General features: G+C 59.7%; 12 protein-coding genes. 11 read left to right on the plus strand and 1 reads right to left on the minus strand.

Features of this window, described 5'->3' with window-relative positions; translation table 11 throughout:
- Positions 1–115 precede the first annotated feature (115 nt).
- From LJ738_RS12955 to LJ738_RS13005, 11 genes are all read left to right on the plus strand, one after another.
- Complete coding sequence (locus LJ738_RS12955) at positions 116–2395, plus strand: ComEC/Rec2 family competence protein (protein WP_227786752.1); 2280 nt, start codon at positions 116–118, stop codon at positions 2393–2395.
- A 249-nt stretch (positions 2396–2644) separates the two neighbouring features.
- Entirely contained in the window at positions 2645–3451 is an 807-nt protein-coding gene (locus LJ738_RS12960) for an enoyl-CoA hydratase/isomerase family protein (RefSeq protein WP_227786753.1), read from the plus strand.
- Between the two features lie 127 nt (positions 3452–3578).
- Positions 3579–4073: a sterol desaturase family protein gene (locus LJ738_RS12965; RefSeq protein ID WP_227786754.1), complete on the plus strand. Its 495-nt coding sequence runs from the start codon at positions 3579–3581 to the stop codon at positions 4071–4073.
- A gap of 74 nt (positions 4074–4147) precedes the next feature.
- Positions 4148–5050, plus strand: coding sequence for a MerR family transcriptional regulator (locus LJ738_RS12970; protein ID WP_227786755.1), 903 nt, complete (start codon positions 4148–4150; stop codon positions 5048–5050).
- Positions 5051–5284: 234 nt separating this feature from the next.
- Complete coding sequence (locus LJ738_RS12975; RefSeq protein ID WP_227786756.1) at positions 5285–5836, plus strand: sigma-70 family RNA polymerase sigma factor; 552 nt, start codon at positions 5285–5287, stop codon at positions 5834–5836.
- A 315-nt stretch (positions 5837–6151) separates the two neighbouring features.
- Positions 6152–7633, plus strand: coding sequence for a phytoene desaturase family protein (locus LJ738_RS12980; RefSeq protein ID WP_227786757.1), 1482 nt, complete (start codon positions 6152–6154; stop codon positions 7631–7633).
- A 74-nt stretch (positions 7634–7707) separates the two neighbouring features.
- On the plus strand, positions 7708–8550 hold the full coding sequence (locus LJ738_RS12985; RefSeq protein WP_227786759.1) for a phytoene/squalene synthase family protein: 843 nt from the start codon (positions 7708–7710) through the stop codon (positions 8548–8550).
- A 245-nt stretch (positions 8551–8795) separates the two neighbouring features.
- Complete coding sequence (locus LJ738_RS12990) at positions 8796–9266, plus strand: hypothetical protein (RefSeq protein ID WP_227786760.1); 471 nt, start codon at positions 8796–8798, stop codon at positions 9264–9266.
- A 162-nt stretch (positions 9267–9428) separates the two neighbouring features.
- Positions 9429–10271: a 4-hydroxy-3-methylbut-2-enyl diphosphate reductase gene (locus tag LJ738_RS12995; RefSeq protein WP_227786789.1), complete on the plus strand. Its 843-nt coding sequence runs from the start codon at positions 9429–9431 to the stop codon at positions 10269–10271.
- A gap of 19 nt (positions 10272–10290) precedes the next feature.
- On the plus strand, positions 10291–10620 hold the full coding sequence (locus LJ738_RS13000; protein WP_227786761.1) for a DHCW motif cupin fold protein: 330 nt from the start codon (positions 10291–10293) through the stop codon (positions 10618–10620).
- A 4-nt stretch (positions 10621–10624) separates the two neighbouring features.
- Entirely contained in the window at positions 10625–11365 is a 741-nt protein-coding gene (locus tag LJ738_RS13005; RefSeq protein ID WP_227786763.1) for a fatty acid desaturase, read from the plus strand.
- A 51-nt stretch (positions 11366–11416) separates the two neighbouring features.
- Here the strand turns inward: LJ738_RS13005 and LJ738_RS13010 are convergent, their stop codons facing one another.
- The gene (locus tag LJ738_RS13010) at positions 11417–11800 is read right to left on the minus strand and encodes a heavy-metal-associated domain-containing protein (RefSeq protein ID WP_227786765.1); all 384 of its coding nucleotides are present in this window, start codon (positions 11798–11800) and stop codon (positions 11417–11419) included.
- Positions 11801–11835: the final 35 nt, after the last annotated feature.

Below are 11835 nucleotides of genomic sequence, written 5' to 3' on the forward strand. Positions count from 1 at the left end.
AGCAAATTTCGGACTGCCAAGATAGGGCCCTGGGCAAGTCGTGGGCCGAGCATGTGGGGCTTTTCTCAATAATCATATACATTGCCAGCTCAATATCCTTCCTGCTTCTACCTCGATGATAACCTGGGCCGCCTTCCCCTTTGTGCGGTACACCCCCGCGCTCATTGCCGGCATTGTGGCGTACCTCTACCTCGGCGCCGGCTGGCCGGAACTGTGGCCCTATGCCGCCGCAATGGCAGTTCTGGCGGCCGTGCTCATCTTCTGGAGCGTGCGTCAACACACTTCGGCGGTCACCGATGCCGCCGGCTTGCTGGCCCTGTGCACGGTGGTCGTGCTGGGCGCCACCCTCACGCAACGGGCCACCGAAAGCCGCCGCGCCGACCATCTAAGCCGCTTCGCCGACCAGGTAACGAGCTACCAAGCTGTGGTGGACGACTACACCGTGGTGCGGGCCGCCACCTATGCCACCACGCTGCGGGTGCAGGCCGTGCGCGTGGCCGGCCGCTGGCGCCAGGCCACCGGCGGGGTGCGCGTGTCGTTGCCGCGCGTGGCGGGCGTGGCCCAACCGCGCTACGGGGAGGTGTGGCTCATCCGCGGGCACCCCGACTTGAGCAAGCCCCCGCTCAACCCCGGCGAGTTTGATTACCGCCGCTATTTAGAATTCCGGCAAGTTTATCATCAACAGTACATTCACCCCGACCAGTACCGGGTGCTGCGCATGGAGCCGCCCAATGTGCTGGTGGCTATTAGCATGCGGGCGGCCGCGCAGCTGGATGAGGTGTTTCGACACTACATAAAAGCAAGGCGCGAGTACGCCATTGCGTCGGCCCTAGTGCTAGGCATTAAGGACGACGTGGATTTGGCCACCAAGCAGGCTTATACCAACACCGGGACCACACACATCATGGCGGTGTCGGGCTTGCAGGTGGGGCTGCTGTTTGCGGCCATGTCGTGGTTACTGGGGGCGCTGTTTGGGCGGGTGCGGGGCTTCCGTACCTGGTCGGCGTTGGTGGGGCTGGTCGTGATTTGGAGCTACGCGTTTCTCACGGGCTTGTCGGCGTCGGTGCTGCGGGCCACGGTCATGTTCACGTTTGTGATATTGGGGCGGGCTACCGGGCGGCAGAGCACGATATTCAACACGCTGGCTGTGGCGGCATTCGCGCTGCTCGTTTTCAACCCCTTTCTGGTGGCCGATGTCGGGTTTCAGCTGTCCTTTTTGGCCGTGCTCAGCATTGTGTACCTGCAGCCTCGCATTGCGCGCTGGCTCGATGTGGAAACCTATTTCTACGCCCGGCGCCGGCCCTGGCAACCCCGGGCGCTGCAGTGGAGCTGGCGGGGCAGCGGCTGGTTCCTGGACAAAGTGTGGCAGGCCACGGCGTTGTCGTTGGCGGCGCAGGTAGCCACGTTTGGGCTGGGGCTGTTCTACTTCCATCAATTTCCGCTCAGCTTTCTTTTCTCGAATCTCGTGGCTGTGCCCATCTCGAGCGGGGCAGTGTACGTGGGGCTTGGGCTGCTGGGACTAAAGGGCCTGACCGCCGTACTGGGCGCCCTGCTGCCTACGGACGCTGCCGCGTGGCTCGACATGCTGCCGCGGCTGGTGGCCTGGGTGTTCGAGGGCATGGTGTGGGCCTTCAACGAATACATCTTCTGGGTGAGCCGAATCATGTCCGGTTGGGTTATCCGCGAAATCCACGTGACGGCCTTGCAAACCGTGCTGCTGTTTGGGCTGATTGGGGCCTTGCTAGCCTGGGCCAATACCCGGCGCTTGGGCTGGCTGCGCGGGGCGGCCGGCATCCTGCTGGTGTATGCGGGCACGCGGGTGGCGGAGGCCCGCACCGTGGCACCCACTGAAGAATTCATCGTGTACAGCATTCCGCGCCGCTCGGCCGTGGGCTTTTGGCAGGGCAGCGCGGCCGAGTTCGTTACGCCCGATTCTTTGCCGCTCAACGAAACCGAGCGTACGTACCGGCTGCTCCCGGGCCTCATTCAGCGCCAAGCCCGGCAGCCCGCCTACTCGGTGGGCTGGCGCGGGGCCACCGTACCCGTGCAGCGCCTCGCCGACCCCGACAGTGCCAACGACCGCCTGTTTCTAAAACCCGGCCCCGTGGTGCTGGCCCGCTGGCGGGGCCTGCGCATAGCCTTTGTCTCCAATCGGATTTCATCGGCCACCGAGCCAGCGCCCGTTGATGTGCTGGTGCTCCGCCGCAATGCCCGGCTCAGGCCCGAAACTGTGGCCGCCGTCTTTGGGCCGCTGGTGCAGGTGGTTTTCGACTCGTCTTGTAAAATTTGGTACGTGGCCCGGCAAGATTCTTTGCTGCGCGCCGCCGGCTTCCGAACCTGGGACGTGACCGCGCAGGGAGCCTTTCGGTGCCCACCGCCCATGGTCCGGCAGTGAGCAAAAAGTAACCTCAGCGCTAATGAAGGCACAATGTCAGGCAACTCAACGGCTCAGAATTCCGAGTTTAGGGCGGGTTACTATATATGCCAGTGGCCGAACACGTTCGGTAGCGTAGCAATATAGTTGGCAGTTGATTATAATCTCCTTGGACGTTTTTTGCGTTAATTGCCTCAAAGGATGCCACCATTTCGCCGCTTATGGTCATCCTTAGATATAACCATCCGTCCGCGCTAGTTCCTGTTTCCCATGGAAAATCTGCTTACTCCCGAACTCGAAGCGCTCCGCTACATCCGCTACGATGTGCAGGACCGCATCGGCTATATCACGCTCAACCGGCCCGACAAGCGCAACGCCCTGAACGCCGACGTGGTAACTGAGCTGAAGCAGGCTTTTGACTTTGCCGAGAACGACGAAACGGTCAAAGTCATTGTGCTGCGCGCCGCCGGCGACGTGTTCTGCGCCGGTGCCGATTTGGCCTACATCCAGGACCTGCAGGGGTTTGGCTACACCGACAATCTGGAAGACAGCACCCACCTCATGCAGCTCTTCCACCAGATTTACACCCTCAAAAAGGTGGTCATCGGCCAGGTGCAGGGCCACGCGCTGGCGGGCGGCTGCGGCCTCGCCGCCATCTGCGACCTCACCTTTGCCGTGCCCGATGCCAAGTTCGGCTACACCGAAGTGAAAATCGGCTTTCTGCCGGCCATTGTCAGCGTGTTTCTGCTGCGCAAAATAGGGGAGGCCCGCACCAAGCAGCTGTTGCTCAGCGGCGACGCCATTTCAGCCCAATCGGCCCTCGACATGGGCCTTATCACCTTTCTGGCCTCGAAGGAAGAGCTGGCCGCTACCGTGAATGCCTACGCCCAGCGCCTGTGCCGCGAAAACTCGGGCCAGAGCATGGAGGTAACCAAGGAAATGCTGGCCCGCCTGCCGGAAATGGACCTGGAAGAAGGCCTGCGCTACGCCGCCCAGCGCAACGCCGAAGCCCGGGGCTCTGAAGACTGCCGCCAAGGCATCAATGCGTTTCTGCGCAAGGAGAAGATTAGCTGGTAGCGTGAAAAGTCGTTATTTAGCAGCCCAATAGACTGGAACGCCGTTCTGCTCCCGCAATTCGTTTGGGGCGGGGCGGCGTTTCTGCGTCGTTTCCAAACATCCCTTTCCCTGCTCTGGTTACTTCCGCATGACGATTCTGCCTGCCCTTGGCATCACCCTCACAACGTTTGCTTTCATGGAGTTCTGGGCGTGGTTCATGCACAAGTTTGTGCAGCACGGCCCGTTGTGGTTCTTGCACCGCTCGCACCACGTGCGGCACCCGCACCCGGTGGAGCGCAACGACCTGTTCTTTCTGATTTACGGGGGCATTTCGGCCGCGCTCTTTATTACGGGCGACGATGGCGGGCGCTGGTGGTTTTGGGTGGGCGTGGGCATTGCAGCCTACGGTACGGTCTACTTTTTCGTGCACGACGTGCTAATTCATGGCCGCCTGCGCTTCTGGAAAAAATCGAAGCACCCCTACCTGCGGGCGCTGAACATGGCCCACAAAACGCACCACAAAACCGATGGCCGCAACGGCTCCCAGGAGTTTGGCCTGCTGTGGGTGTCGCCCAAATACCTGCAGCTGGCGCGCCGGCAAGCCGCGGCCAAAAAGGGGAAAAGCAAAAGCACGGTGGAATAGTAGGTGATTTCGGTTGCCTCAAACAATTCTCCCCGATTCGCTTTATACTTCTCAGTACTTGATTTCGATTAAAAATGGGCCACTTCTCCATCAGCGACTTAGAGCAGCTTTCGGGCATTAAGGCGCACACCATTCGGATGTGGGAGCAGCGCTATGGCCTGCTGCGGCCCGTGCGCACGGCCACCAATATCCGCTTGTACTGCGACGACGACCTGCGCCGCCTGCTCAACGTGACCACGCTCTGTGGGCGGGGCAAGCGCATTTCGCAGGTCGCCTGCCTCAGCGATGCCGAGATTCAGGCCGCCGTACTGGCCTGCGGCAACGATGCGCACGACTACCAGCTGCAAGTGAATGCCCTACTGGCGGCCATGCTCACCTTCGACGAGGTGCGGCTCAACCAGCTGCTCGACGACGCCACCAGCCAGCTGGGGTTTGAAAACATGATGCTGCAGGTGGCGTACCCGCTGCTGCAGCGAATTGGGCTGATGTGGCTGGCTGGCACCATGAATTTGTCGCAGGAGCACCTGCTTTCCCACTTGCTGCGCCAGAAACTGCTCGCCGCCACCGATGCGCTGCCACCCATTGGCTCCACGGATGCGCCCCGGTGGCTGCTGTTTTTGCCCGAGCACGAGTTGCACGAATTGGCCCTGCTGTTCATGAACTACACCCTGCGCTCGCGGGGCCAGCACACCTTGTACTTGGGCCAAAATATGCCCATCAAGGAGCTCACTATGGTGTGCCAGTTCTATCGGCCCAACGCCCTGGTGACGGTGCTCACCACGCAGCCCGACCGCACGCGCATTGGCGAGTTTGCCCAGGAGCTGCTCCAGTTGTGCCCTGTGGGGCGGGTGGTGCTGTACGGCAACCTGGCCCGCCAGGAAGGGCTGGTGCTGCCCCCCAATTTTGTGACGCCCCCGCTCATGACCGATTTTCTGGCCATGATTAGCGAAAATAATTTGGCTCCGGTACCGGCCTAGAAGCCCGGGCGGCCGCTCAATCCGCTTGCCACTCGTGCCCGTAAATGCGTCCGGCCGCCGAGAAAAGCCGGCCGTTGGGCGAGGAACGGGCCAAGGGAATGGCCCAACTGCCTAGCTTGACGCGACAACGATAGATAATGAGGGTAGCAGCCTAAAATTCTTTTGGCATCCGTGGTCAAATTCAGTTAGGACTCGTATATTTGTTTAACAATCGGCCACGAAAAGCTAAACAGCATGACTTCGCTAGAATTCACCTCGCAAGTGCAGAAGATTTCGCTCACCCTCCGGCCCGCCGCCATGAACTTGACGCGAGACGCTGATGACGCCAAGGATTTAGTGCAGGAAACCCTCCTCAAAGCCCTGCTCAATAAGGACAAGTTTAAAGCCGGTACCAACCTGAAGGCGTGGTTGTATACCATCATGCGCAACACCTTCATCAACAACTACAACAAGATTACCAAGCGCAGCTCCAACATCGATTCGACGGAGTATTTCCAGTATTTCAACACCGACCAGAACTATATCACCTACAACGGCGCCACTTCGGATTTTGTGGTGCGCGACATCAACGAGGCCATCGCCGGCCTGGGCACCGATTACCGCACGCCGTTCATGATGTACTACATCGGCTACAAGTACATGGAGATTGCCGAGAAGCTGCAAATCCCCATCGGTACCGTTAAAAACCGAATTCACATTGCCCGAAAGGAGCTCAAGTCGGCTCTGCAGGTGTATGCTCCGGTAGGCGCATCAGCCGCCGAAACGAGCGAAACCGTTGAGGACTAGCTTGCTGGATCGAAGACCTTGGCCGCCGGCCTTGCTGCTGCACCCGCGGCGCGGGGCCGGCGGTTTACTTTTAACAACGGCCGTCATGCAGAGCGCAGCAAAGCATCTCTACCGCGCCGCTTGTCATGCTGACGAAGGAAGCATCTTATCGCCTAAGAACGACTTCAGCGTGAGAAGATGCTTCGCAGGCTCAGCATGACAGACGCTTGAATAAATGACTGCGAGATGCTTGGCTACGCCGACCTCCGGTTCGCGGCGCTCTGGATGACGTACTTGCTTGTCTGTTTATAGTTTACTCCAGTTTAAAAACTCCCGTTGCAAAGCAAAAATCCTAAGCACGCCATCGTTATCGGCGCCGGTTTCGCGGGCTTGGCGGCGGCCACTACGCTGGCGCAGGCCGGCTGGCGCGTCACGGTGCTCGAGAAGAACGAAGGCCCCGGCGGCCGGGCCCGGGTTTTTCGGGCCCAGGGCTTCACCTTCGACATGGGCCCAAGCTGGTATTGGATGCCCGATGTGTTTGATAAATACTTCGCCCGCTTCGGCAAGAAAGTAGCCGACTACTATGAGCTGCAGCGGCTCGACCCGTCGTACCAGGTGATTTTCAAGGGGCCGGAAGCTGTGGACATCCCGGCGAAGATGAGCGAGCTGCGCGCCCTGTTCGAACGCTACGAGCCCGGTAGCGCCGCCCGGCTCGATGAGTTTCTGAAGCAGGCGGCTTACAAATACGAGGTGGGCATCAACCGATTGGTATACGCGCCCAGCCGCTCTCTACTCGAGTTTGCCGACCCCAAGCTGCTCGTCGACATGGTGCGTATGGACGTGCTGCAGAGCATGCACAAGCACGTGCGCCGCTTCTTTAAAGACCCGCGGCTGCTGGAGCTGGTAGAGTTTCCCATCCTGTTTCTGGGAGCTACTTCCGAGAATACGCCCGCGCTGTACTCGCTCATGAACTACGCCGACCTGGCGCTGGGCACTTGGTACCCCAAAGGCGGCATGCACAAGATAGTGGAAGGCATGGTGCGCCTGGCCGAAGAGTTGGGCGTGGAAATCCGCTGCAATGAAGAGGTAGAGGAAATCGTGGTGGAGCAGGGCCGTAGCACCGGGGTACGCACAGCCAGCGGCTTTTTCGCGGCCGATGCCGTGGTGGCCGGTGCCGACTACCACCACATCGAGCAGGAAGTGCTGAAGCCCGAACACCGGCATTACGACGAGAAGTACTGGGACTCGCGCACCATGGCGCCGTCGTCGCTGCTGTTCTACCTCGGGGTGAACAAAAAGCTGGACAAGCTGCGCCACCACAACCTGTTTTTCGACGAGGATTTTAACCAGCACTCCCGCGAGATTTACGAGCAGCCACAGTGGCCCAGCCGGCCGCTGTTCTACGCCTCGGTGCCCAGCAAAACCGACCCCACTGTAGCCCCCGAAGGCCAGGAAAACCTGTTTCTGCTAATTCCCGTGGCGACCAATCTGACCGATGACGAAGCCACCCGCGAGCGGTACTACGACATGCTGATGGACCGGCTCGAACAGCACTGCGGCCACAGCATCCGCGATGCCGTGGTTTACAAACGGAGCTATGCCCACCAGGACTTTATCTCCGACTACCACAGCTACAAAGGCAACGCCTACGGTTTAGCTAATACCCTCAAGCAAACGGCTATTCTGAAGCCCACCCTGAAGAGTAAAAAAATCAGTAATTTGTATTTCACCGGTCAGCTTACCGTGCCCGGGCCGGGCGTGCCGCCTTCGCTGATATCCGGCCAAGTGGTGGCAGGAGAGGTGCTAAAAGAAAATTAATAATGAAGAATAAGGGATGAAGAATTGCTGGCCCGGTAATTCCTCATTTGTCATTCGTCATTCCTCATTCAATAATGGACCACGTTAAACTATTCACGGATACCAGCCTGGCGTGCAGCAAGCTCATCACGGGTCGCTACAGCACTTCGTTTACGCTGGGTATTCGCACGCTCGACCCCAAGCTGCACCTGCCGGTGTACGCCGTGTATGGGTTTGTGCGCTGGGCCGATGAAATAGTGGACACGTTCCATGACCACAACAAGGCTGCGCTGCTGGCCGACTTCCGCCGGCAAACCTACGAGGCGCTGGAAACCGGCCTGAGCTTCAATCCGGTGTTGCATTCCTTCCAGCACGTTGTGCGGCAGTATGGCATCGACCGCGAGTTTATTGAGGCCTTTCTGCACAGCATGGCCCTGGATTTGGAAGACCAGAACTACCACCCCGGCTTGTACAACGAGTACATCTACGGCTCGGCCGAAGTGGTGGGGCTGATGTGCCTGCGCATTTTTTGTGACGGCGACACGGCCCTGTTTGACCGGCTGCGCGAGCCGGCGCGGCGGTTGGGCGCGGCATTTCAGAAAGTGAATTTTCTGCGCGACATCCGCTCCGACTACGAGGAGCGGGGCCGCGTGTACTTCCCGGGCGTGGTGTATCAGCGCTTTAATGACGCCACCAAGCAGGAAATCGAGGCCGACATCAAGGCCGATTTTGAAGCTGCCTACGAGGGTATTGTGCAGCTGCCGCGCTGCGCCAAACTGGGCGTGTACCTGGCTTATGTGTACTACCTGAAATTATTTTATAAAATAAAGAAGTTACCGGCCGCCCGCATTTTGGGCGAGCGGGTGCGGGTGCCCGATAACACCAAGCTGCTGTTGCTGTTGGGGTCTTATTTCCGCTACCGGCTGTCGCGCATTTGAGGCAGTTTTCGAGCACGGGTTTTGCTTAGCGCCGGCTAGTTGCGGTTGAGCTAAGTAATTTTGCAGATATGAAGATTCCCAGCGGGCTCCTTTTCCTCGGTATTGCAGGCATCTGGTCTGGCTCCTCGGCCGCCGATTTACGTAAGGGTGGAAACCCCACGGGCACGGTTGGGCTGCATCACGTTTCGACGGTTGCTGCCCCCCGCGTTCTGCTTCCTGCTTCATCCACTCCCGTAAAAAAACACGTGTCGACTCCTTATCCCCCCGCCACCCTACGCCGCCATTACGAGCAAGCTGCTGCCGACAAAACCGCCGGCGAAAAATTCTACAAGCTGCTGGCCGACTACAAAGACGGCAATGCCCTGGTGCTGGGCTACAAGGCTGCTGCCGAAGCCATCCGGGCCCGCGACGCCTCGATGTTCAACAAGCTTACATATGTGCAGGACGCCGCGCGCACCTTCGAGCAGGCCGTGGGCCTCGACCCGCAAAACCCCGAAATCCGCTTTTTGCGCTTTTCCGTGGAAAGTAACCTGCCCGCCTTCCTGGGTTTGAGCAAACACATCGACGAAGACAAGGAACTGCTGCTCAACGCGGCGCTCAGCCACCCCAAGTCGGGGCTCGACCCGGAGGCCTTCCGGACGGTGCGCAACTTCTTGGTGGAGCGCGGCCACGTGAGCGACGAGCAGGCCCAGCGCCTGAGCAAGGTAGCGGAGTAGCAACCCGGGCACTGCCCTGCGTAAGGGCAGCGTAGCCAGGATTTTGGCGGCGTAATGCCTTTGCCAATCCAAAATGCGCTTTACTTACGTATTTTTCGGAAGATAGGCCCGTGCTTCGCAACCTTGCGGGTAGGTTGCTGGTTACCTTGGCCTATGCCGAAAATGTCGCTCAGCGTCCGAATTGACCCCAACTCCGGCTTTTGCTTTGGTGTGATTTACGCCATTCAAATGGCTGAAGACTTGCTTGATGAGCAGGGCTATTTGTACTGCTTAGGCGACATCGTGCACAACGATGAAGAAGTGCAGCGGCTGGAGGCCCGCGGCCTGCGCATTATCTGCCACGAAAAGCTGGCTGCGCTGCGCGACGAGGCCGTGCTAATCCGGGCGCACGGCGAGCCGCCGGCCACCTACCAGATGGCCATGGAAAATAACCTGACGCTGATTGACGCCAGTTGCCCGGTGGTGCTCAAGCTGCAAAACCGCATCAAAACCAGCTACGATAAGAAGGAGAAGATTTTCATTTACGGCAAGCACGGGCACGCTGAAGTGCTTGGGCTGCTGGGCCAAACCAGCGGCAACGCCGTGGTATTTGAAAACCTGGACGAGCTGCTGAGCCACGAGCTGCCCGACAACATTACCCTCTACAGCCAGACCACGAAGAGCACCAACAGTTTTTACAACATCAAGAATGAACTGGAGGGGCGGGGCTTTCAGGTGAATGCCAACGACACGATTTGCCGGCAGGTGAGCAACCGCGACAAGGATTTGCGCCGGTTTGCAGCTCAATTTGACCAAATCGTGTTTGTGTCGGGCACCAAAAGCTCCAACGGCAAGGTGCTCTACCAGGTGTGCCTGGAAACGAACCCGCAAACCCACTTCATTTCCAATGTGGGCGAAATTCAGCCCAACTGGTTTCTGCCGGGCCAGTCGGTGGGCATTTGCGGGGCCACCAGCACCCCTATGTGGCTGATGGAGCAGGTGCGCGACCGGCTGCTGAATTTGTAGACCAGCTCAGCCCGATGCTATGCAGATAACGGACTTGCCCTTTGGCGTCACCAATTGGCCGGATGTTGCCGGCGAGCAGCACCCCGGCACCACCGGCGTGGCTACCTGGCGCACTAGGCAGTTTGGCCCCGTGCGGGTGCGCATGGTGGAGTACAGCCCCGAATACCTGGCCGACCACTGGTGCCAGAAGGGCCACTTCCTCCTGGTGGTGGCCGGCGAGCTGCACACCGAGCTGGCCGACGGGCGCCAGTTCGTCCTCACGCCCGGCATGAGCTACCAGGTAGCCGATGGTGCCGAAGCCCACCGCAGCAGCACCGCCACCGGGGCCACTCTTTTCGTAGTCGATTAGTGTAATGCCGACCACAGCCCAACCCACTCTTGCCGTTGCTGCTTCCCGCCGGGTGGCCCCCGCGCCGCTGGGCGCGAAAGGCGTGGCCGTGGCGCTGGCGGTGTTCACGGCGTGGGCGGCTTTGCTTACGTTTTTGCTGGCCTTTTATCAGCCCAACTGGCGCAGCCCGGTGCCCTACGTGCTGGTGCTGCTGCAAACGCACCTGTACACGGGCCTGTTCATCACGGCCCACGACGCCATGCACGGCCTCGTGAGCGCCAACAAGCGCGTCAACAACACCATCGGGACGGTGGCTGCGGGCCTGTTTGCCTACAACTGGTTTCCGGGCCAACTGCCCAAGCACCACGCCCACCACCGCCATGTGGGCACCCCCGACGACCCGGATTTCCACGATGGCCGGCACCCGGGCTTTCTGCCTTGGTTCCTGCGCTTCGCCTGGAACTACGTCACGTGGTGGCAGGTCGCTCTCATGGCCATCACATACAACGTGCTGAAAGTGTGTTTCCCGCAGGCTAATGTTATTGCCTTTTGGATGGTGCCGGCAGTGCTGGCCACGTTTCAACTGTTCTTCTTTGGTACCTACCTGCCGCACCGTGGCGAGCACGCCCCCGATAACCCGCACAAGTCGCGCAGCCAGTTCCGGCACCACCTGTGGGCCTTCGTGAGTTGCTACTTCTTCGGCTACCATTACGAGCACCACGACCAGCCGTACCTGCCGTGGTGGCGGCTGTGGCAAACGAAATAAAAAAGGCCCCGCTCTCAGCAGAACGAGGCCCTTTTGTTAGCTCAACTTCGGTTAGTGCGAGTCGGTGTGCACGGTGTTGGTTTTCTTGCAGCAGTCCGGCAGGCGGTTGTAGGCGCGAGTATCGGCGGTCAGCTCGTCGGCGTCGTAGCCGGTTTTTTGAACGGCGGTGCGCAGGTTGGCCGGCGTGGTTTTGTCGGGCCGGTACGTCACGGTGAGGACCTTGCTGGGCACGTCGAGCGTGGCGCTTTGCACGCCCTTCTCATAGGCCAGGCTTTTTTCGATGCGCGCCTTGCACATGTCGCACACCGCCGAAGTTTTGAATTGGGCGGTGGCCGTATTGCCGGCTTTGGCTGCGGTAGCTGGTGCGGTTTGCGCTTGGGCGTTAGGCGAGAAGCTTAATAATGCGAATAGCGGGAGCGCTAGGAGGAATTTCATGGTGAAGATTTAGAGAGTGCTGGGTGGTGACAGCC

The organism is Hymenobacter plasmatis (assembly GCF_020711255.1).
Taxonomy (GTDB): domain Bacteria; phylum Bacteroidota; class Bacteroidia; order Cytophagales; family Hymenobacteraceae; genus Hymenobacter.

Bases quoted from the DNA above. Each gene is read 5' to 3' on its own strand.
- LJ738_RS12955 (WP_227786752.1), top strand. From the start codon at position 116: ATGATAACCTGGGCCGCCTTCCCCTTTGTGCGGTACACCCCCGCGCTC.
- LJ738_RS12960 (WP_227786753.1), top strand. From the start codon at position 2,645: ATGGAAAATCTGCTTACTCCCGAACTCGAAGCGCTCCGCTACATCCGC.
- LJ738_RS12965 (WP_227786754.1), top strand. From the start codon at position 3,579: ATGACGATTCTGCCTGCCCTTGGCATCACCCTCACAACGTTTGCTTTC.
- LJ738_RS12970 (WP_227786755.1), top strand. From the start codon at position 4,148: ATGGGCCACTTCTCCATCAGCGACTTAGAGCAGCTTTCGGGCATTAAG.
- LJ738_RS12975 (WP_227786756.1), top strand. From the start codon at position 5,285: ATGACTTCGCTAGAATTCACCTCGCAAGTGCAGAAGATTTCGCTCACC.
- LJ738_RS12985 (WP_227786759.1), top strand. From the start codon at position 7,708: ATGGACCACGTTAAACTATTCACGGATACCAGCCTGGCGTGCAGCAAG.
- LJ738_RS12995 (WP_227786789.1), top strand. From the start codon at position 9,429: ATGTCGCTCAGCGTCCGAATTGACCCCAACTCCGGCTTTTGCTTTGGT.
- LJ738_RS13000 (WP_227786761.1), top strand. From the start codon at position 10,291: ATGCAGATAACGGACTTGCCCTTTGGCGTCACCAATTGGCCGGATGTT.
- LJ738_RS13005 (WP_227786763.1), top strand. From the start codon at position 10,625: ATGCCGACCACAGCCCAACCCACTCTTGCCGTTGCTGCTTCCCGCCGG.
- LJ738_RS13010 (WP_227786765.1), bottom strand. From the start codon at position 11,800: ATGAAATTCCTCCTAGCGCTCCCGCTATTCGCATTATTAAGCTTCTCG.